The following is a 21,867-nucleotide window of genomic DNA, read 5'->3' on the forward strand; positions in this document are numbered from 1 at the left end:
TCTGATGAAGTTAAACGCGCCTGCCCGCTGACAATCCCCCCCCGGGCCAGATCCGCTCCATATGGCGCAGATACCAGTCCACGGTGTGGGCGAGCGCCTCGTCGAAGCTCCAGCGCGGCTCCCAGCCCAGCTCGCTGCGGATGCGGGTGGCGTCGATCGCGTAGCGCCGATCGTGGCCGGGACGATCGTGCACAAAGCTCACCATCCGCCGCGCGGTGCCCGCCGGACGCCCCATGCGCCGATCCACCAGATCGCCGAGCGCGTAGACCAGATCGAGGTTCGTCCACTCGTTCTGCGCGCCCACATTATAACTTCGCCCGGACTCCCCCTGCGCAAAGACCAGACTCAGCGCCCGGCAATGATCTTCGACATAGAGCCAGTCGCGCACATGGCGCCCGTCGCCGTACACCGGCACCTCCTGGCCATCGCGCAGCCGACGGATGATCACCGGGATCAACTTCTCCGGATACTGGTAGGGCCCGAAGTTGTTGGAGCAGTTGGTGATCACCACATCCATCCCGTAGGTGCGATGGTAGGCGCGCGCCAGATGATCGCTCGACGCCTTGGTCGCCGAATAGGGGCTGCTCGGGTCGTAGGGAGTACGCTCGCTAAACGCTCCTTGAGGCCCGAGGCTTCCGTACACCTCGTCGGTCGACACATGCAGAAAGCGCCCCGGAATGCCCCGCTCCTCCCAGGCCCGCCGGGCGCTCTCCAGGAGCACAAAGGAGCCCACCACATTGGTCTGCACAAAGTCCGCCGGCCCGCGAATCGAGCGATCCACGTGCGACTCTGCGGCCAGGTGGATCACCCCGTCAAAATCCGACCGGGCAAAGAGGCCCTCCATGGCCTCCCGGTCGGCGATGTCGGCGACGATCAGCGGCACCTCCCTTCGAGCGATCAGCTCCTCGAGGTAGCGCCGGTTGCCGGCGTAGGTCAGCTTATCGACCACGCTCACCCGCGTCTGCGGATGCTCCCGGCGCAGATAACGCACCAGATTCGCGCCGATAAAGCCCGCCCCGCCCGTCACCAACAGGTGGTTCGCCTCCATGCTCCCCTCCTCTCAAGACCCACCGCGACGCCGGATCGCGTCGCGCTCAGGAGGCGCCGCCGACGGCCGCGCCTCAAACACCTCCAGCATCCATCCCTGCCATCGCGCCATCACGCCATCTCGCATCCACCACCACCCAACCCTGATGCTCGGCACCCCGTGTGACGTCAGGTCGCGTCGCTGACATCGCCCCCCGGCAAGCGACGCGCCTTCGCGTTCCGCAGACTCAGCCCCCGGCGGCCCGCAACCATCTGCCGGCCGCTTCGCCAGCCCCCTCCAGCCCGGCCACCTCCTGCAAGATCGCCACATAACGATCGATGACCGCCTCCACCGAGTACTGCTCCTCAACCCGGCGGCGTCCTCGCCGGCCCATGCGCACGCGCAGCTGCGGGGAATCGATGAGCTCGCGCAGCCCCTCCTCGAACTCCCGGACCGTCTCGGCCAGAACCCCGGCGCGGCTCCCCTCCAGGATCGTGCGGTTGGCCCCCACCGCCGAGGCCACCACCGGCACCCCGCAGGCCATGTAGAGCAAGAGCTTAAAGCCGCATTTGCCCCGGGTGACCGGGTTCTCCTGCAGCGGCATCAGGCCCACATCAAAGCCCTGCAACTCGGCCACCTCCCGCTGTGCCGACCAGGGGCGCTGCTCCACGCGCTCGACGCCCTTGAGGGGCAAAAACTCCCCGTTGGAGATCAGGCGCACCACCACATCCTCGCGCTCCTCCACCAGGCGCTTTAAGAGCGGCGCGGCCAGCTCCAGGCTTTTGAAGTTCGAGCGCGTCCCCATCCACCCCACCACCACCGGGCCGCCGGGGCGATGCGCCGGCGGTCGAAAACGCCGCGTATCGACCACCGTGGGGATCACCGACGTGGGCACTCCGGCCGGCACATGGGCCCCGATGTACTCGTTGCCGCAGATCACATGGGCCACCGAGCGACACGCCTGCTCAAAGGCCCGCGCCCCCCGCGCATCTTCGCCCCCGTCAGGCCCGCGAAAGATCGCATCATCCACATCGAAGATCGCCCGCGGGTTGCGCGCCGCGGCCAGCGCCTCCGGCGCCCCGCTGAAGGGAAGCGCCAGGCGCTGCAAAAACACCACATCGTACTCCGAGGCCGAGAGCGCCCAGGGCACCCGCTTTAAGCTCTGCGCAAGCTTGATCACCCGCGCCGCCCCCCCATCGCCCAGCCGGTTGTACCCCTCCCCGTACGCCGCGCGCACCTCACAGCGAATGCCCCGCGCCTCCAGATGCGGCACCAGCTGCTCCACCCGGTAGCGCGAGGCCGGCACCGTCTTGCCCTCGGTCAGAAAAAGCACCCGCAGCTGCTCACGCTCCCCCAGGAGCCGCTCGTAGAGTCCGGCGTAGCGCCTGACCCCCTCGCTTAAATCGAAGTGCGCCTGGGTCATCCAGCGCGCTTTGAGCGCGGTGTGCATGCAACGCTCCGAGGCGGCCACCACCTCGGCGGCGCGGCGCAGCTCCGCCTCGCTCAAATCCTCCAGCACCACCCCGCTCTGGGCCCGCTCCACCCAGCGGCGCACCTCCCGGTTGCACCCCCACTGGATCGGGCGCACCCCGCTTGCGAAGAACTCCGCCAACTTGGTGGGCATCGCCGCCCGGTGCGAGGGCTCCACCTTGCGCAGCAACAACCCCCAGTCCATCAACGCCAGCCAGCTGGCCATCTCATCATGGCGCGCGCTGGTGATCGTGTAGCGCGCCGGATCCAGCCGCGCTTTCTCCAGAATTGCCAGCAACGCCGGGGCCTGCCGTGTCAGACACAGCAGATGAGCCTCGGGGCGACGCGCCAGCACCTGCTCAAAGAGGCGCACACTGGCCTCCACGCAGTACGCCTGACTGATCGCCCCGACCATGCCCACGACCAGCGCCCCGCGCAATCGCTCACGCACCGGCGCCGGCACCACCCCGGCGTCGCCTGGCCCCCCCAGGCCAAACTCGCCATAGTCCACGCAGGTCGGGATCACCTCCACCTCCCGATCCACCGGCCATGGCCCAAACTTACCCTGCTTGATCTCGTCGGCCGCCTCCGCGGTCAGACTCACCACCGCCGCGCTCTGCTGGTAGAGGTCCCGCTCCCAGACGCGCGCCAGCTTCAGGCGCAACGCCCCGTCAAACCAGCGTCCCTGCTCCAGGCGCTCATCGACCCAGTAGCCGCGGATGTCAAAGAGGTACTTCAGCCCCAGACTGCGTGCCACTGCGGCGGCCACATAGCTTCGGGCATGCACCAGATCGATGGGCCCGCGGGCCCGGACCTTCTGCACCAACGCCCGCAGCCGGGCCACGTTGCGCGCGGCTGCCGCCGGCCCGCCCCGCGCCTCATAATCGCCCCGCTCCCAGCCGATACCTTCGGCGGCGAGGCTGCGCGCCAGCTCCTCCTCGCGCTCCCCGTCGCGCTCGGCCCGATCGGCGGCCTTCTCCAGGCTCACCACCGTAAAGCGCATCCCCCCGCGACCGGCCAGCGCACGCACATAGCGCAGCACCTGGGAGGTCCCCAGCGGCTCCAACATCCCGTCGCTACTGACATAGACAATATGGTTGCGTTGACTCACCCCTTCACCCCCCACGCTCGACCCGGTTATCGCCGCCCCTTGTCCCTTCTGATCAGTCCCTCCTGATCAGTCCCTTCTGATCAGTCCCTTCTGATCAGTCCCTTCTGAACCGCCCGCTCCTCAGAAGGTCTCCGGGACGATCCCCGACAAAACCTAAGCCTTTGAATTCAAAAGACAATTAACCCTCCACACATATCCTTCGGCACACAGAAAACTGCACACCCGCCCCACCCTATCAAGGCCTCCACCTCAGAATTCCCGCCCCACCTCCCTCGCCACCGGGCTCGCCCTCCCGCCTTCCCGCCCCCCGGGCGGTGCCTAGCTTCTTCTGCATTGCCTGAACTGGCCCTGTGGGGGGACGCATGCCTTTGCTTCGACAGATCTGGTCGCTCTTTGACCCTCGCCAACGCCGAGAGCTCCTCGGCCTCTTTATGCTCATGCTCATCGGCGCCGGCTTTGAGGCCCTGGGCGTGGGCATCGTCATGCCCTTTATCTCGCTGATCAACGACCCGAGCGCCGCCTACGACGTCCCGCTGGCCGCAGACCTTTTGAACACCCTGGGCGTCTCCACCGCCAACGGCGTGGTCATGGCCGCGGGTGTGGCCCTCCTGCTGACCTTCACCCTCAAAAACCTCGTTCTCGGCCTGATGTACCACCTCAAATTTCGTTTCGTCTTCGACAACCAGGTCCGTCTCTCTCGCCGCCTCTTCGGCGCCTACCTCTACAGCCCCTACGCCTTTCACCTGCACCGCAACAGCGCCCAGCTGCTGCGCAACGTCAACGAAGAGGTGCGCTTAAGCTTTGTGCACGTGGTTATCCCCCTGCTCACGCTGGCGGTGGAGCTGATGGTCGTCGGCGTCATCGCGCTCCTGCTGGCCGCCGTCGAGCCCCTGATCGCTCCGATCGCTATGCTCAGCTTTGGCCTGGTGAGTTACGGCTTCTACCGCTCGGTGCGCCAGAAGTCCGCGGTGCTCGGCAAGGCCCAGCAGCACCACGCCGGGCAGATGATCCAGTGGGTCAACCAGGGCCTGGGCGGCGTCAAAGAAGCCCAGCTCCTGGGCGTGCAGGACTTCTTTCTGGACACCTACACCGAGCACAGCACCCGCTACGCCCGCGCGATGCGCTTTCACTCCTTCATCAAAGAGATCCCCCGCCACGTCATCGAGACGATGGGCCTGGGGGGCATGATCCTGGTGGTGCTCCTGCTCATCGCCCGCGGCCAACCGCTGACCCAGATCCTACCGGTGCTGGGCCTCTTCGCCATGGCCGCCGTGCGCATGATGCCCTCCCTGACCCGCATCATCGCCGCGCTCACCAGCATCCGCCACTTCCGCCCCAGCGTGGAGGTGATCGCCGCCGACCTCGACGCCCTGCGCACCGGCGAGCTGGCGGCGAGTGTGAGGGCATCCTCGCCACACACCCCGCCCACGCAGCACGCGCAAGATGTTGAATTCACAGATAAATCCGTCACGAAAAACATTGAGCAAAGCCCTCTAGAGCTCGCCCGATCCACCGAAGTCGGCGACGCCGAGAGACGCCGCCGGGCGCTGGCCGAAGCCCGCCAGAACCCCCGCCCCCTGGAGCGCGAGCTGCGCCTGCATCACGTCAGCTACACCTACCCCGAGAGCGACGTCCCCTCGCTGCACGCGATCGACCTGCGCATTGAGCGCGGCCAGTCCGTCGCCTTCGTCGGGCCCTCCGGCGCCGGCAAGACCACCTGCGTGGACCTGATCCTGGGGCTCCTCCCCCCGGACCTGGGCCAGATCCTCGTCGACGGCCAGAACATCCACGCCGAGCTCGCCCGATGGCAGGCCAGCCTGGGCTACATCGCCCAGCCCGTCTACCTGATGGACGACACCATCCGCCGCAACATCGCCTTCGGCCTGCCCGACGCTACCGTCGACGACGAGGAGGTCTGGCGCGCCCTCGACGACGCGCGCCTGGCCAGCACCATCGCCGCCTTACCCCGGGGCCTGGACACCGAGATCGGCGAAGGCGGCGTGCGCCTCTCCGGCGGCCAACGCCAGCGCTTAGGCATCGCCCGCGCCCTCTACCGCCGCCCCGATCTCCTGGTGCTCGATGAGGCCACCAGCGCGCTCGACAACACCACCGAGCGCGAGATCACCCGCGCCATCGAGCGCCTCTCCGGACGCATCACATTGATCATCATCGCCCACCGCCTGAGCACCGTTCGCCACTGCGATCGCCTCTTTGTCCTCGATCAAGGCCGGCTCATCGATCAGGGCACCTACGACGAGCTCGCCGCCCGCTGCCCCACCTTCCAGCAGATGGTTCAGGCCGCCGAGATGCCGCCCTCCAGCCTGCCCGGAGCACGCCAGCTGAGGTTAAAATGAGCGCGCCCATTCCCATTCTTTTCCCGGTCGAGACCATCAACCGCGAGCTCGACTTTCGCCTGGCGATGGCGGTGCAGGCCGCCCGCGCCCACAACCGCATCTACATCGGCCAGCACGAGACGCTGATGCGCCTGTGCCGCCTGCTCGACCACGGGGTCTACTTTGGAAAAAACGCCATCCGCCCTCATTTCCCCGATCGCCTGAACGACTATAACCTCTTGAAATCACGAGGCTTTCGATTCATCCACCTCGACACCGAGGGGGCGGTCTACCCGGGCACCGAAGATCGCTGGCGCGAGGTGCTGCATAGCCGCATCGACCCGCGCCACCTGGCCGCCGACGACTACCTGCTGACCTGGGGCGACTTTCAGCGCGACACCTACCGTGCGCGCGCCCCCCACCTCAGCGAACACATCCGAACCACCGGGCACCCCGGCTTTGACCTCTACCTGCCGCGCTGGCGCCCCTACTTTGAGGCCGACACCGCACGCCAGCGCCACCGCTACGGCGACTTTATCCTGATCAACACCAACCTGGCGCGGACCAACAACCGCATGGGCCGCGACTTTGTGTTCAGCGCCTACAACGGCTTTGATCCCGAAAACTCGGCCAGCCGCCGGCGCACCATCGAGAGCTGGGCACGCCAGACCGAGCAGCTCAGCCGCTTTGTGCGCCTGGTCCACGAGCTCAGCCTGCGCTTTCGCCACCAGCCCATCGTGCTGCGCCCCCATCCCTCCGAAGATCCGGCGCTCTACGAGCGCATCTTCGCCGGGCTGCCCCACGTGCATGTGCTCCACGAAGGCGCAGTGGCCCCCTGGCTGCTGGCCGCGCGCTGCGTGATCCACGACGGCTGCACCACCGGCCTGGAGGCCCACCTGGCCGGCCGCCCCGTCATCAACTTCAACCCGGGAGAGCTCTCCGGCACCGAGCCCCTCTTTTTGCCCAACCTCTTCGGGCAGCGCTGCGCCAGCATCGACGAGGTCCTCGACGCGGTCGCCTCGCTCACTCGCCGACCTCCCGAGCCGCAGCAGGTCGCCACTCACGCCGGCGCACCGCCGGCGGCCGCGCCTGAAGATCCCCGCGCGCTGGCGCTCTTGCATAACTTCCGCGCCGAAGCGATGCCTCTGGCCATGGAGATCCTCCACGATGCCCAGCGCGGCCTGCGCCCGGCCCGGCCCCCCTCCGACGCGCTGATCGTGGCCGAAGAGCTCGCCGGCCGCGCCGTCGAGGCCACCAAATCGCTGGCCCGACCGCTCTCACCCCGACACCGCGTGGCCAACGCCTATGCCCGCGGCAAGTTCCCGGGCTTTGATCCCCGCGACATCGCGCGCCGCCTGGCCCGCGTTCAGGCCCTGGTCGGCCGCTCCGTCTCCCACCGTGTGATCAGCCCGGCCCTCATCATCGTCGAGCCCCGCTGAGCCGCCCGGCTTAAAGCGAGGGCCGACCGTTGGACTCGATGGCCTGGCGAAGATCGTTGAGCAGCTGCTGCTTCACAAAGCCGCCCTTTTTTAAGATGCGCGTCACATCCTGGCTGAGCCGCTCACGCTGACGCGCATCAAGGTCGGCCGCCGAAAACACGATCACCGGAATCCGTGCGGCCTCCGGACGCTGCCGCAGCCGCTCCAGCAGGCCAAACCCGTCGAGGCGCGGCATCATCAAATCGAGCAAAATGGCGCTGGGCACCATGCCGCCGTCGATCGTATCGAGCGCCTCCAGCCCGTCGCGCGCGCCCAGCACCTGCCAGCCGCCGCCACGAATCGTGCGCATCAGAAGTTCGCGCGTCGCCGCGTCATCTTCGACCACCAGCACCGGCCCCACCCCGGGGGCCTTCACGTGGGTGTGCAGCACCCGCGAGAGCTCCTGGCGATCCACCGGTTTGGTCAGATAATCCGAAGCCCCCAGCGAGATCCCCAGGTTCTTCTCGCTGATGATCGTCACCATCACCACCGGGATCGCGCTCAGCTCCTCATCGTCTTTAAGTCGCTTGAGCATATCCCAGCCGTCGATCTCCGGCATGAGCACATCGAGCGTGATCACATCCGGGCGCACCTGCCGCGCCAGCGCCAGGGCCTCTTCACCGCCGGTGGTCGTGTGCACCCGAAAGCCCTGCTTGACCAGGTAGCGGGTCATCAGCTGATGCACCGTGGTGTCATCGTCGATCACCAGCACCCGGGGGGCATCCTCGGGAAGCGCCACGAGCTCGTCGTCGATGTTGGAGTCCTCTTCAAGCCCCACCAGCGCGCCATCTTCGCCGCCGCCGCCGTCATTCTCATCGACGCTCACCTCATCGAGGCGCATCGGGATCGTCACGCGGAAGGTCGAGCCTTTGCCCATCTCGCTCTCCACCCCGATGGTGCCGCCCATCAGCTCGGCGAAGTGACGGCTGATCGTCAGCCCCAGCCCGGTGCCGCCGTACTCGCGGGTGGTCGAGTCGTCAGCCTGACGAAACGCCTCAAAGAGCGCCTCCAGCTTCTCGGGCGCGATCCCGATGCCGGAGTCGATCACCTCAAAGCAGCAGTGCGACTCGCTGATCGTCGCCACGCGCACCTCGATCGAGCCCTCTTCGGTGAACTTCGAGGCGTTGGAGAGCAGGTTGATCAAGACCTGACGCAACTTCATGCGGTCGGAGCGCAGCGTGGGCGGCGCCTGGGTGAGGCTGACCTCCAGCACATTTTTGTTCTTGGAGATCACCGGCATGATCGTGTCCGAGACCTCTTCGATGAGCTCGCGTACGTCGATCGTCTCGACATACACGTCCATCTTGCCGGCCTCAACCTTGGCCAGATCCAGGACCTGATTGATCAGCCCGAGCAGGTGGCGACCGGCCTTGCCGATCTTCGACACGTCGGGGCGAAGATCGGCGGAGTCGACCTTCTCCAGCTCCTGCAGATCATCGAGGATCAGCTCGCTGTAGCCGATGATGGCGTTGAGCGGCGTGCGCAGCTCGTGGCTGATGTTGGCCAGAAAGCGGCTCTTGGCGTGGTTGGCCTCCACGGCCTGATCACGCGCAATCTTCAGGCTCTCCTGAAACTCGCGACGCTCGGTGATGTCGCGCAAAATCGCCACAAAGCGCTCCTCCTCATCGATGCGCGTCAGGCTCAGCTCCGCCGGGAACGCTCGCCCATCGCGGCGGTGCGCCTCGGTCTCATGACCGCGCCCCAGCCAGGCGCTGATGCCCTCGCGGTTCGGCCGCGCCTGACGAAAGATCTCATCCTGCCCCTCCTGCGAGGCCTCCTCAGCCGCGTGCGGTGAGGTCGGCGAAGACTGCGCGATCTGGGGGACCATCTTGAAGAAGGGAACGTTGAGAAGTTCTTGATGCTCGTAGCCCAGAAGCTCTATCGCCGCCGCGTTGGCGCGCCCGACCTCGCCACGGCTGCTCAGCGTCAAAATGCCGTCCGGCGCCGCATCAAAGATCGCCCGGGTCTGCGCCTCACTGCGGCGCACCTCGGCGATCGCCCACTCCTTGATCGTCTCATAGGTCAGCGTGAGCACCATGACCGCGGCAAACATGCCGATGACCAGGCTCATCTCCCAGATCAGCTGCGTGGTGTTAAGCAGCACCCCCTCCGGTGGCGCCCCGCGGATCAGATCGACGTAAAAATACGCCGTCGTCGCCGACATGATCACAAGCCAGGAGAGCGCGGAGCGCTTGCCGGCGATCAGCGCGGCAAACATCGCAAAGACCACCTGCCAGATCAGCACCGCCAGGCCCAGCTCCCTGGACGCCACAAAGGCAAAGAGCGCGTAGCCGCAAAAGGTCAGCCAGTTGCCCACCACCACCAGCGGCACCCTCGCCTTCATCAAAAAGGGCCCGGCCACCACCCCGAGCGTCGCCAGCATCGTCGCAACGGGCTCGGCCCGCGTGCCGGTGACCACATAGAGGAGCGCGGCATAGATCGGACCAAAGACCGCCAGCGCAAACGAGAGCGCCACCACCACCCGGGCCCGAAAAAGCTTGTTCGAGTCCTCCAGCTCCCCCTTCGGCATAAAGCGCCGCACGGTTTGCTCCATCCACCCTTCCGACTCTACGTCCAACATCGATACAACCTCGTATGTCGCTTGCGGCTCTGAGAGCGCGGGCAAGCTTCACCTCGCCAGGGCTCCGATCCGAGAGGGTGGCGAGGCAGGGGTACTGCGGGATTCTCAGATGCACCAAGCTTACGCGGGCGCGCCGGCGAAGGAAAGATTTTTTCGCCTCGCCAGCCCACGCACCGCCCCTCGGCTCAGAGATAGTCGAGCTGAGGGAGCCCCATCTTAAAGCGCAGGTAATCAAGGGCGCGAGCCGGCTTAAAGATCAGCGGCTCTTCCAGCTCATAGAGCCGGCACAGGCCCAGCACCCAGCCCTCCCGCCCCAGAATCCCGTTGACCGCGCGCCGCGCCGCCTCATTGGCCGACTCCATCGTCGCCAGGTCGGTGTTGGTGCGCACGTAGTCGCTCGCCAGAAAGAGGTTCTCAATCTGCGAGGCGGCCTCGGGCCGGTAGCGCAGCGAGCCGACCGTGTTCAGCAAGAGCGGCTCGGTGTTTTTGGTCGGCTGCCCCGGCTGAATGTCGATGGTCGGCGAGAGGAACCACTCGATGACGTCGGCCGGATCGAGGTAGATGGTGCCGGTGTCGTTGAGGCGGCTTGTGATCTGCGCCCAGACCTCCTCCTTGATCTCCTCGGCGGTGCAGTCGCGTGCGGCCTTGCCGTAGATCACCCCGGGCTTGTTCCAGTCCGAGATGCAGATCGACAAAATCCCCTTCAGATCCCCGTTGCCATACTCGTCGAGATCGATGTCCTCCCAGAAGTTTTGCGAGAAGATCGAGGTCAGCGCCCAGGGGCTATCCACATAAAGGATATGCCCGTGGTTCAGCGCGATATCCTTGTTCAAAAAGAACAAGATCCCGTTCATCCAGCCTGTCTGCAGCTGATTGAGCGTGGCCAACATCGGGTCTTTCTGCCCCATCTTCGGGGTGACCTTCTGGGCCATCACCTCCACCGGCAGCGCGCTGACATAATAGTCGGCCTGCACCTGGAAGGTGTCGCCATCCTGGGTGATGTTCACCCCGCTGATGCGCCCGCTGACCTCGTCGAACTCAAAGGAGTCCACGCTGGCTCCCTTATGGAAGTTCACGCCGAGTTGAGTCAGATACGCCTCCCAGGGATCGATCCACACCCGGCTGGTCGGCCCGTTGAGGATGCTGTCGACGTGCAGCCAGGGCTGCAAAATGCCCAGCATCAGCTGCACATAGATGCGCGCCACGGTGCGCGAGCTCGAGATCTCGGCCTGCATCGCCACCAGATCGCGGGTCAGCCCCACCGCCAGAAAGTCGACGTATTCGTCGGACTTGCCGTCGGCCTCCACAAAATCCCACCAGGTGAGGTCGTCGTACTCGGTGTTGCGCCGCTCGGTGCAGGCCGTCAAAAACTGCAGCACCTTGCGCGCAAAAAAGAGCATCTCGCTGCGCGGGATGTTGGCCTCATTCTTCACAATGAGGCGGTAGAGCATCTCCCAGTCATCGAGGCGCTCGGGCAGATAAAGCGGAAACGAGATCTCGGTCATCCCCTCGCGCGCCGCCATCACGTGCGTGGTCTCGATGAGGTTGTCGTACACCCCGCGGCGGTTGGTGCCGTAGGGGATGCGCTTCATCGTATCGAAGGTGTGTTTGTAAAAACTCGGAAAGAAACGAAAGCCGTGCTCCCCGGGCAGGGGCTTGCGACCGCCGGTGGCCGAGCCCGGCACCGGGATGCTGCGCGCCTTTCCGCCCAGCACCTCCAGACGCTCGTAGACCTCCACATCAAATCCGCGCTCAGCGAGCTCCTGAGCCGCGCTCATCCCACCGACACCACCACCGAGGATCACGACCTTCTTCGACATCGTCTGCCCATCCGCAACTACCAGGGTTAACCACCACACACGCCCGACCGGCCCTAAAAACCGAAGAGAATCGCCGCGCGTTTGCTGCTCCTTCACAAGTGCCCCGACTTTAGCCCCCTCACCCGAGTGGGGCAATAAAGGTTTTTTACAAGTGGGTGACGATGCGCCCGGGGAGGTGCCGGGGGTTCGCGCTGTGAGGCGAATTGTGCGGGCGTTGGCGGGTTCGCGCTGTGGTTGGGTGGTTGGGTGGTTGGGTGGTTGTGGGGCGCCGGGGGTTCGCGATGTGGGGCGGTTCGTGAGCGCGTGGGGCGGTTCACGAGATCGAGTACGAGATCGAGATCGAGATCGAGCCCGAGTACCAGGTCGAGTACGAGTACCAGGTCGAGCCCGAGATCGAGCCCGAGATCGAGATCCAGATCGAGTTCGCGTTCGAGATCGAGATCCAGATCGAGATCGAGATCGAGATCCAGATCGAGATCGAGATCGAGGGCGCCAGCTCCTCCGACTCCCCGGCCACCGGAGCCGCCGGCTCACCGGACCACCGCTCTCCAGGGCGGTCGCCGGCTCGATATCGCCAATGGCCTTATGACGGCTCTGCGCCTCCAGCACCCGGGACTGCTGCTCGCTCACTGGCGAGAGAATGTACTCCCTCGCCACGCTCGCCACGCCATCCTCCAGAACCGAAAAACTCGCCAGAATTATCATCAGCGCCAGACACGTGGCTTCATGCAGCTTCTCGCGCCGCGCGACGACCTCAATCCCAGGTGGTGTGCTCGGCCATTTGGCGACGAAGCTCCGCGGCAAAATCCGCCATGCCCGTGCGGAAACGCGCCATCTCATAATGCCATACACAGCAGGCCGAAGCGGGGCGCGATTTTTGTGCAGATACCCCGCTCGGCTCCCCGCGCAGCACAGCCGACGCCATGCCATCTCTCCGCACTTTCCCGCTCATGCTTTGACCACGCACCTCCCACACCCGCGCCGAAACCACCAGAACCTACCCATTTTGGGTGACCCGCACCCTCCAAAACAAGACCCGGTCTTGTCTCCGAGCGCCGCTAAGCCTCCAAAACAGGAGCCCCTCCGGCCCCGGAGGGGCTCCGACACCCCTGCGCCCCGGAGCCCCTCTACCCCTTTCGTGGGAAGAACACCCCCTCCAGCCCTGCCGCCTGCCTTTTTCGAGCTTCGCTGAGCCTCCAGAGCCACACCCCGGGCCTTTTTTGAGCTTCGCCAGGGCGAAAGTGCCTCCCGGGACCCGGGTCACCTCCCCCCACGCCGCGCTCCCGCAACGCCTTCCGACCCGGGTCACCTCCCCCGCGGCGCGCTCCCGCAACGCCTTCCGACCCGGGTCACCTCCCCCCACGCCGCGCTCCCGCAACGCCTTCCGACCCGGGTCACCTCCCCTCCTCCCCCCTCTCGATCTCGGGCTCGATCTCGATCTCGGGCTCGATCTCGATCTCGGGCTCGATCTCGATCTCGGGCTCGATCTCGATCTCGGGCTCGATCTCGATCTCGGGCTCGATCTCGATCTCGGGCTCGAACCCGCACCCCACCAGACGCCCGCACGAATCGACCATCCCCCGCAAACCCCGACGCCCCTCAACCACACAACCACACAACCACACAACCACAACCCGCACCCCACCAGACGCCCGCACGAATCGACCATCCCCCGCAAACCCCGACGCCCCTCAACCACACAACCACCCAACCACACAACCACAACCCGCACCCCACCAGACGCCCGCACGAATCGACCAACCCCCGCAAACCCCGACGCCCCTCAACCACACAACCACACAACCACCTAACCACAACCCGCATCCCACCAGACGCCCGCACGAATCGACCAACCCCCGCAAACCCCGACGCCCCCCAACCACCCAACCACCCAACCACCTCACCACAACCCGCAAACCCCACCTCCGCGCGCCCCCCAACCCGACCGAATCCCGGACAACGCCGCTGGATTCGTCCTGGGGCGCTCGGCGAAAAGTTGGCGCCCGCTCACCACCGTTGCCACCCTTTATCCGGATCGTTATCTTACGCGCCGTTTGACTCCTGAGCGCCGCGCTCCGACCGACCGCGTAAACCTCCGCGCCGCGCCCCCCTTTCACTCACCGTTTTCGCGGAAAGCTTATGCCTGGCATCGGAATCATCACCAACCCCCACAGCCGCCGTAACCGCCGCTACCCCGAGCGGATGCGCCGGCTCGGCTACATGCTCGGCCAGCACGACACCTACGAGCTGACCAACCGCATCGAAGACGTCGAGGAGGTCGCCCGCAAGTTCAAAGAGAGCGGCATCGAGATCCTCGCGCTCAACGGCGGCGACGGCACCAACCACGTCACCCTGACCAATTTTATAAAAGTCTACGGCGACGAGCCGCTCCCGAAAGTCGCGCTCTTGCGGGGCGGCACGATGAACACCGTCTCCAACGCCGTGGGTATCAGCGGGGCGCCGCCCAAATTGTTGGCGAACCTGGTCGAGAAGTACTACACCGGCCAGCCTTTTGAGACGACGCGCCGCGATATCCTCAAGGTCGAAGATGAGACTGGCGAGCGCTACGGGTTTATCTTTGGCAACGGCATCGTCTCCAACTTTCTCGAAGAGTATTACGCCACCGGCAACCCCAGCCCCACCACCGCCGGCGTGCTCTTGAGCAAAGCGCTGGCTACCATGCCGGTGGGCGGGGAGCTTCCCAAACGCCTCTTTCGCCCTTTTCACGCCAGCATCGAGTTCGATGAGAGCATGTGGGAGGAGCGCGATTACGCCTCGGTGCTCGCCAGCACCGTCGACCAGATCGGCCTGGGGTTTCGGCCCTTTATCCGCTGCCAGGAGCGCGATCACACCTTCCATCTGCTCGGCGTGACCGGCGGTCCGGTGGACATTGCGCTCGCGCTGCCGAGAATTCGTCTTGGCCTGCCCGTCGACGAGCGTAAGATTCGCAGCGAGGTCAGCTCCCGGGCGATCTTCCGCTCCTCGGAGCCCATCAACTACACCATCGACGGGGATATGCACGTGGCCCAGTCCGGCGAAGTTACCCTCTCCACGGGCCCCTCCGTCGAACTCATCATCAAATAGTCGCGGTACCACAACCTACCCGCGCGCTCTCGCCGTCCTGACCGCGCCTCACCAACGCCATGGGCAGAAGTCGATGTCGACGGATACGAGATTGAGAGTGACTCGGGCACGGCGCAAAACACAGGCGATGCTTTAGCATCGTCGAGGCTTTGCAACACAGCCCGGGGTGCTCTCAATGCAGTAGACGCGACATCGACGACAGCTCACGGCGTTCCATTGGAGCCATGATTTCATGAGCGATTCCTTTGAGCTGGTCGGACACCTGAAAAACCTGAGCGCGAACCTCTGGTGGAGCTGGCACCCGGAGATCTGGGAGATCTTCGAGACGCTGGACGCCGAGCGCTGGTCGCGACTTCACCAGAACCCCATCGCCTTTATCGAGAGCTTTGAGCCCGGGGAGCTCGAGGCGCGCGCCGGCCGCGGCGCGCTGGCAAGCCGCATCCAGCAGGCCGCGCGCCGCCAGGCCGACGAGCTGCGTCAGCGCGGCCCCTCCACCCTGATGGATGCCGCCCCCCTGCACCGCCGTCCGGTGGCCTACTTCTGCGCGGAGTTCGGCCTGCACGAGTCGTTGCCCATCTACTCCGGCGGCCTGGGCGTGTTGGCCGGCGACCACCTCAAGGCCGCAAGCGATCTGGGCGTGCCCATTGTCGGCGTGGGGCTTTTTTACGCCGAGGGCTACTTTCAGCAGGCCCTCGATGAGGAGGGCCGCCAGAGCGAGCTCTACGGCCGCACCCGCGTCGACACCCTGCCCATTCGCAAGCTTTTGGATGCCGACGGCCAGCCCCGGGTGGTGCAGGTGGAGGTGGCAGGACGCCCCATCCGCCTGCACGTCTGGGAGGCGCACGTCGGCCGCACCCGCCTCTTACTTCTCGACTGCGACATTGAGCTCAATCCCCCTGACGATCGCCGCCTGACCACCCAGCTCTACGGCGGCGACCAGCGCACGCGCATCCGCCAGGAGGCCTTACTCGGCGTCGGCGGTGTGCGCGCCCTGGCCCAGCTCGGCATCACCCCGGGGGTCTTTCATCTCAACGAGGGCCACAGCGCCTTCGCCACCCTGGAGCTCTGCGCGCGCCGCATGGCCGAGGAGGGCATCGACTGGGAGGAGGCCCGCGAGCGCGTCGCGCGCCAGACCGTCTTCACCACGCACACCCCCGTGCCGGCCGGCCACGACCGCTTCGCCCCGGAGATGATCGACGAGGCCCTGGGCGATCTTCGCGAGCGCCTCAACCTCGACCTTCGCGCCTTCCACGGTCTGGGGCGCCTGGATCTCGACGACCCCAACGAGCCCTTCTGCATGACCGTGCTCGCCATGAAGATGAGCCAGTTCACCAACGGGGTGAGCAACCTCCATGGCCGCGTCAGCCGCCAGATGTGGCAAAACCTCTGGCCCACGCGCTCCGCCCACGAGGTGCCCATCGGGCATATCACCAACGGCATTCACGTGGCCTCCTTTCTGGCCCCGCAGATGCGCGCCCTCTTCGATCGTCACTTAGGCCCGGCCTGGCACACACGCATGGAGCGCCCCGAGACCTGGCAAGAAATCGCCGCGATGGATGACGGTGAGCTCTGGGAGACGCACCAGATCCTCAAGGCAAAGTTGTTGGACTTTGTGCAGGCGCGTCTGGCCTCCCAGCCCGGCCCCCGCGGCGATGGCCCGGGCCAGGTGCGCCCGGGAAGCGGCCTCGATCAAGACGTCCTCACCATCGGCTTTGCGCGCCGCTTTGCCACCTACAAACGCGCCGACCTGATCTTAAGCGATCTGGAACGTTTTAAGGCGATGATCCACAGCAGCGAGCGCCCCCTCCAGATCCTCTACGCCGGCAAGGCTCACCCCGCCGACCGTTTTGGCAAAGCGCTCATCGAAAAGATCGTCGGGCTGACCACCGACCCGGCCCTCGGCGGCCGTGTCGTCTTTCTGGCCGACTACGACATGAACATCGCCCGACACCTCGTCCAGGGCGTCGACCTCTGGCTCAACAACCCGCGTCGCCCCCAGGAAGCCTGCGGCACCAGCGGCCAGAAGGCCGTCTTCAACGGCGCGCTCAACTGCTCGATCCTCGACGGCTGGTGGGCCGAGGGCTATGACGGTGAGAACGGCTTCGCCATCGGGCAGGGCGCCGAGCTTCTCAACCCCGAAGCGCAAGACGCCCTTGACGCAAAGGAGCTCTACCGGGTGCTCGAAGACGAAGTGCTCCCCCTCTATTATGCGCTCGACCACCGCGGCCTGCGCGCGGGCTGGATCGCGCGCATGAAGTGGGCCATGCTCAGCCTGGGCTGGCGCTACAACGCCCGGCGCATGGTGCTCGACTACCTGCGCCTGGCCTACCTCCCGGCGCTCGGCGCGACCTCGGCGGCCGCCCCGCGCTAGATGCCTCCCACGATGCGCCCCCCCTCGCTTGCGCAACCGAACGAGGGGGCAACGCGATGATGTCCCCCATGCTGGCCTGGCACCCTGATGGTTCTGGTGAATGAGAGTTTAACGCGACCACGCGCCGCCCGCCCCGGACCCTGGAGAGCGGCGCTGCTCTGTTCCACGTGGCTCATCGCCCTCATGATCGCCGCACCGACCCACGCCCAGACCACCCCTGAGTCGACCGCTCCCCTCACTGAAAACCTCCCCGATAACGTGCGCCTGGTCGGTCCCTCCCACGAGCGCTTCGGGCTGCGCGTGGGGCTCTACGGACAGACGCTCTTCGGCGCCGAAGACACCCACCTCTTTCGCTACGCCGATATGGGCTTTCGTTATAAGGCCGGCGAATACCACATCGACGTGCGCGTACCCGGGCTGATGGTGCTCCCCGACCTCCTCGCCATGTTGACCCGCGAGCAATTCACCGGCCAGTTTTCGACCCCCTGGCTCGAATCGATCAACGCCGAGAACCCCGACATCTTTCAGGCCTGGGAGATCCTGCACGCCCGCATGGGCTATCGCTTCAAGGTGCAGCCATCCTCCCGCGACGAGCGCACACCGCTGCCCGTCGACATCGCCATCGGCCTCTACGGAGGCGTGGAGATGCTCTTGTTTGAAGTCCGCACCGACGTCAACCAGGAGCGGATGCGCGAGCTCGGCTACGACGACCCGCTGCTGGTCGTCGGCGGCTTCTTCGTCTCGGCCGGGCGCAGCACAGAGCGCGTGCAATACGACGTGGCGCTGGCCCTGGGCACCGCCGTGCGCGGCGAAGAGGTCAACCCGGACCGCCAGGTGCTCACCGCCGCCCTCGACCTCGATCTGCTCATCGAAGTCGGCTACGGCGCCGGCGTCTACCTGCGCCCTCGCCTGCACGCCTACCTCACCGACCTGGACCCGGCGCTCAACATCAGCGCCGCGTTCAGCACCGGCCTCAACATCAGCTTTTAATTTTTAGTTAGCAGGCTGTTTTTTCGTGGGCCCCCCACACCACACGCCAGCTTAAACGTTCGGATCCCAGAGCACCTCATCGCTCCCGGCGGCCACCGAGGCCCAGCGGCTGAACACAAAAAACGCGTCGCTCAGGCGGTTCAAATACGCCACCGCCTGCGCGTCGACCTCCTCGCTATCCCCCAGCTTCACCGCCAGACGCTCTGCGCGCCGGCACACCGTGCGCGCCAGATGCAACTCCACATTGAGCCGCGTGCCCCCCGGCAGCACAAAGGAGCGCAGGGGCGGAAGCTCCTCGTTGTACTGATCGATCAGCCCCTCCAGCTCCGCCACGTCGTCGGCGTCGACCCGCGGCATCTTCGGCCCCACATCTTCCGGCAAGGTCGCCAGCACGCTCCCCAGGTTGAAGAGCTGGTGCTGCACCTTAAAGAGCACCTTCGACAACCCCTCAAACCCCTCATGGCCCGCATAGACCTCGGCGATCGTCTGGCGCGCCGCCCCCACCACCGAGTTCAGCTCATCGACCGTCCCGTAGGTTTCAATACGATCGTGGCTCTTTTTGACCTTCTGCCCGCCCACCAGCCGCGTCGTCCCCGCGTCACCCTTGCGCGTGTACACGCGGTTGATCGCGATATTCGGATCTTGAAATTTTTTGTCGTCTCGCTTCTGCCCATCGCTCATTCAAACCTCTTCTTTTTTAATAATTTCAACACCTTAGACCACAACCAGCGCCGTCTCGATGCACATTCATGTTCGGACGCCTGGCACCCGATCTTCTCCATGTACGGACGCCTGGCACCCGATCTTCTCCATGTACGAACGCCTGGCACCCGATCTTCGGCACCAGCATGTTCGGACGCCTGGCACCCGATCTGCGATCACATTCATGTTCGGACGCCTGGCACCCGATCACCACTGCACCCGCACGCGTCCGAGCGTGCTGGCGTTGGAGAGCAGGTAGTAGGCGTCGATGCCCTCGGCGTCCTCGACGATCGTCACCGACTGCGGACCTTCCACCAGATCGTCGACCTGCCCCAGGGGAATCGGCCCGGCAGCGAGCGTATCGCAGCGGGTGTCCCACACATAGAGCGCGTCCTGATTAAAGGCCGTCAGCCACAGCCGCCCGGCGCTATCGACCGCCAGGCTGTGCGTGGCATCACCGCTCGCAGCATAGACCTCCACAGGATTTGAGGCGTCGTGCAGCCAGCGGGTCTCGCCAAGATCGAAGGCAAAAAGCACCGGCGCGGTCGCGCTGCTAAAATACAAACGATCGGTGCCCGGCACCCGCACCGGCCGCCCCGGCGCCCCCACCACCGAGCCCTCGCGCTGACCTAAGGCGTATGAGGCGACCGCCGGTGAGGTCGGCTCGGCGCCAAAGCGCATCAGCTCCACGCCGGCCTCCCCCCGAAGCGTCACGCCCTCCCCCCCGAAGACCACCTCGCCAGCGGCGCTCACCACCAGCACCTCCTGGCCATCGACCTCTTCCACGCTGAGGGAGTGCGGGTTCTTAAACGCCGTCGCCACGCTCGCGACCACCTCCAGCGCGTCGCGCGAGATCACCGCCACGCTCCCCTCCCCGAACCCCTCCGCCACGCTCAGATAATTGACGTTGCCCACGTACACGTAGCGCTCCCCCACCGCCACCGCCGAGGGGTTTTTGAGCGCCTCATGCTCCATCTCGGCGATGATGTCGCCCGTCTCCCCGTCGACCACGCTCACGCTATGCGCCGAATAGTTGGCCACCCACAGCCGCTCCGCCCCCGAAGGCGCCGCCCCCTCCTCCACCGCCACGGCATAGGGGTTGCGATCGCTGCCCAGCGCCGCCGCCCCCGCGCTGTAGCGCTCGCGCTCCACGTCAAAAAGACTCAGCGTATTCGCCCCGCTCTCCACCACCCACAGCCCGCTCGACCCCACCGCCAGATCGTTGGCCAGCGGCCCGGTCGTGCTCAGACGCGCGTCCACAAAAAGCTCATGGCTTGCGCCCCCCTCCTCACAGACCTCCACCAGCTCCCCGGCCGGCTGCACCTCATCCAGGGGTTCGCCGCAGGCCGCCACCCCGAGCGCCAACGCCAGAACACACACACTTAAGCCGCTGAAAACATTATACTTTTCACCAAACATCACATCCCTTCGGCCAGAAGTTCCACCGCCACAAAAAACGCGCGCCCGGGGAGCGGGCGCTGCAAAAAGTCCTGCGCGCGGCGGTCGTTGAGCAGATTCTGCACCTCAACGCTCACGCCCAGCCCGCCCCCCAGGCTGGCGCGACCGCCCAGGTCCAGGCGCAGCGCCCCCGGGCTCTGCAGACTGCCAAAGTTGTCGAGCTGCACCCGGCTGCGATAACGCGCCGTAGCCTGAAGGCTCGCCACATTGAGAAAGGTTTTGAACGTCTCCGCCGGCACAAGCCCGGCCAGATCCAGGGTCGCGCGCACAAAGGCGCGGTGGCGCGGCTGATGCGGAAGCTGCGCGCGACTTCCCCCCTGGTCGATCGTCAGATAGGCGCGCGTCAGCGTATAACTTCCATCCAGGCGCAGGCGCCCGAAAGGCGCCCACCCCAGGGTCGCCTCCACCCCGTGGGCGCGCGCGCCGGAGAGGTTTTGAGCCTGGTAGACGTAGGCGGAGATGGGCAAAAAGAGGATCGTCTGCCCGATCGCGTTATGAAAATAGGCCGCCCCCAGCTCCAGCGCCTGCGGGTTGGCCTCGGAGCCCAGCCGAAGGCGCAGGCCCGCATCCGCCACCACCGCCTCCTCCGGCACAAGATCGGGGTTTCCGCGCACCGCTTCCGTCGAAAGATAAAGTTCATCGAAGTGCGGCGCACGGAAGGTTTTTGCAAGGTTGGCGCGCGCCTCCAGCCGCGGATGCGCCCGCCAGATCGCGCCGATGGCCGGGATCAGAGGCATGTAAACCCTTGAATCCACTGACCTATCCGACACCTGCTCGCGCAGAACTTCGCCGCGCAGCGCCCCCACAAGGCTGAGCGCGTCGCCGGCCAGCAGCCACTCCTCCGAGAGCGCCACCGCCGCGTTGAGCCGCCCGGCCCCCAGCGTCGACGCGCCGTCGGCGGCCTCATAGCGCTCCGCCCGCAGCTCGCCAGTGAGGTTCAGAAGATGCGCCCCGGCAAAGAGCCGCGCCCCGCCGGTGGCCGCCACCGTCTGCTGGCGCGAGAACGCCTCCACATGCTCCAGGGTCATATGACCGCGCGCGTTCTCATAGCGGTAGGCGCGGTCCTGGGCGCCGAGGTCAGCGTGGGCCTGCCAGCGCTCCCCCTCAAACGTGTAGCGCAGGCTGGCAAGGCGGCGATGATCGTCGACCCGCGCCAGCTCAAAGGAGCGCTGAAACTCCGAGGGGCCAGCGCTCCCCCCGGCGCCCTCCTCCACCAGGGCGGTCAGGCGAAGTTCACCGCCCTCGCCCACCTTGAGCACGCCGGTGCCTCCGCCACCAAAACGCCGGTGGTCGTTGTTGCGCCGGGCCTGCAAAACACCCTGATTGTCCACAAAGCCAAAATCGCCCTCGCTGCGGCGAACGCCGGCGTGCAGGCGCAGCCCGGCGCGCTGCCCGGCCACACCGAGCGCGGCCTGGGCGCCCGCGCTCCCGAAACTTCCAGC

Annotated in this window: 15 protein-coding genes; 5 read left to right on the forward strand and 10 right to left on the reverse strand. The window is 66.0% G+C overall.

The features are described from left to right. Positions 1-10: 10 nt before the first annotated feature. Both rfbB and FRC96_RS02835 read right to left on the reverse strand, forming a co-directional pair. Positions 11-1,048 carry a dTDP-glucose 4,6-dehydratase gene (gene rfbB, locus FRC96_RS02830; RefSeq protein ID WP_146972517.1) on the reverse strand — a complete coding sequence of 346 codons (1,038 nt, stop codon included), beginning with the start codon at positions 1,046-1,048 and terminating at the stop codon, positions 11-13. Between the two features lie 226 nt (positions 1,049-1,274). Then, positions 1,275-3,608, reverse strand: coding sequence for a glycosyltransferase (locus tag FRC96_RS02835; RefSeq protein WP_146972518.1), 2,334 nt, complete (start codon positions 3,606-3,608; stop codon positions 1,275-1,277). 362 nt (positions 3,609-3,970) lie between these two features. Between FRC96_RS02835 and FRC96_RS02840 the strand changes: the two genes are divergently transcribed. Together FRC96_RS02840 and FRC96_RS02845 are read left to right on the forward strand one after the other, a co-directional pair. Then, entirely contained in the window at positions 3,971-5,962 is a 1,992-nt protein-coding gene (locus FRC96_RS02840) for an ABC transporter ATP-binding protein (RefSeq protein ID WP_146972520.1), read from the forward strand. Beyond that, entirely contained in the window at positions 5,959-7,380 is a 1,422-nt protein-coding gene (locus FRC96_RS02845; RefSeq protein ID WP_146972521.1) for a surface carbohydrate biosynthesis protein, read from the forward strand. The genes FRC96_RS02840 and FRC96_RS02845 overlap by 4 nt, the downstream gene beginning before the upstream one ends. Positions 7,381-7,390: 10 nt before the next feature. Here FRC96_RS02845 and FRC96_RS02850 read toward each other — a convergent pair whose 3' ends face one another. The 5 genes from FRC96_RS02850 to FRC96_RS02865 all read right to left on the reverse strand — a co-directional run bounded on the left by FRC96_RS02850 (position 7,391) and on the right by FRC96_RS02865 (position 13,397). Then, the gene (locus tag FRC96_RS02850) at positions 7,391-10,000 is read right to left on the reverse strand and encodes a response regulator (protein WP_146972523.1); all 2,610 of its coding nucleotides are present in this window, start codon (positions 9,998-10,000) and stop codon (positions 7,391-7,393) included. A 185-nt stretch (positions 10,001-10,185) separates the two neighbouring features. Then, a complete protein-coding gene (locus FRC96_RS02855; RefSeq protein ID WP_146972525.1) occupies positions 10,186-11,820 on the reverse strand; it encodes a hydroxysqualene dehydroxylase in 1,635 nt (544 codons plus the stop codon). Between the two features lie 313 nt (positions 11,821-12,133). After that, positions 12,134-12,337, reverse strand: a complete 204-nt coding sequence (locus tag FRC96_RS21700; RefSeq protein ID WP_230469805.1) for a hypothetical protein — start codon at positions 12,335-12,337, stop codon at positions 12,134-12,136. A 237-nt stretch (positions 12,338-12,574) separates the two neighbouring features. Further along, positions 12,575-12,745: a hypothetical protein gene (locus tag FRC96_RS21705; RefSeq protein WP_230469806.1), complete on the reverse strand. Its 171-nt coding sequence runs from the start codon at positions 12,743-12,745 to the stop codon at positions 12,575-12,577. Positions 12,746-13,214: 469 nt separating this feature from the next. Beyond that, a complete protein-coding gene (locus FRC96_RS02865; RefSeq protein WP_230469807.1) occupies positions 13,215-13,397 on the reverse strand; it encodes a hypothetical protein in 183 nt (60 codons plus the stop codon). A gap of 562 nt (positions 13,398-13,959) precedes the next feature. Here FRC96_RS02865 and FRC96_RS02870 point away from each other — a divergent pair. The 3 genes from FRC96_RS02870 (at position 13,960) to FRC96_RS02880 (ending at position 18,265) form a co-directional block, all read left to right on the forward strand. Next, positions 13,960-14,904: a diacylglycerol/lipid kinase family protein gene (locus tag FRC96_RS02870; RefSeq protein ID WP_146972528.1), complete on the forward strand. Its 945-nt coding sequence runs from the start codon at positions 13,960-13,962 to the stop codon at positions 14,902-14,904. 232 nt (positions 14,905-15,136) lie between these two features. After that, positions 15,137-17,275, forward strand: a complete 2,139-nt coding sequence (glgP, locus tag FRC96_RS02875; protein ID WP_146972530.1) for an alpha-glucan family phosphorylase — start codon at positions 15,137-15,139, stop codon at positions 17,273-17,275. Between the two features lie 183 nt (positions 17,276-17,458). Beyond that, on the forward strand, positions 17,459-18,265 hold the full coding sequence (locus FRC96_RS02880) for a hypothetical protein (RefSeq protein ID WP_146972532.1): 807 nt from the start codon (positions 17,459-17,461) through the stop codon (positions 18,263-18,265). 51 nt (positions 18,266-18,316) lie between these two features. Here the strand turns inward: FRC96_RS02880 and FRC96_RS02885 are convergent, their stop codons facing one another. The 3 genes from FRC96_RS02885 to FRC96_RS02895 form a co-directional block, all read right to left on the reverse strand. Further along, a complete protein-coding gene (locus FRC96_RS02885; protein WP_146972534.1) occupies positions 18,317-18,946 on the reverse strand; it encodes a cob(I)yrinic acid a,c-diamide adenosyltransferase in 630 nt (209 codons plus the stop codon). A 228-nt stretch (positions 18,947-19,174) separates the two neighbouring features. Beyond that, a complete protein-coding gene (locus tag FRC96_RS22600) occupies positions 19,175-20,386 on the reverse strand; it encodes a hypothetical protein (protein WP_146972536.1) in 1,212 nt (403 codons plus the stop codon). Beyond that, the coding region (locus FRC96_RS02895) for a TonB-dependent receptor plug domain-containing protein (protein WP_146972537.1) at positions 20,386-21,867 on the reverse strand (1,482 nt) is incomplete at its 5' end. The genes FRC96_RS02895 and FRC96_RS22600, both read right to left, overlap by 1 nt.

Source organism: Lujinxingia vulgaris, assembly GCF_007997005.1.
GTDB lineage: Bacteria > Myxococcota_A > Bradymonadia > Bradymonadales > Bradymonadaceae > Lujinxingia.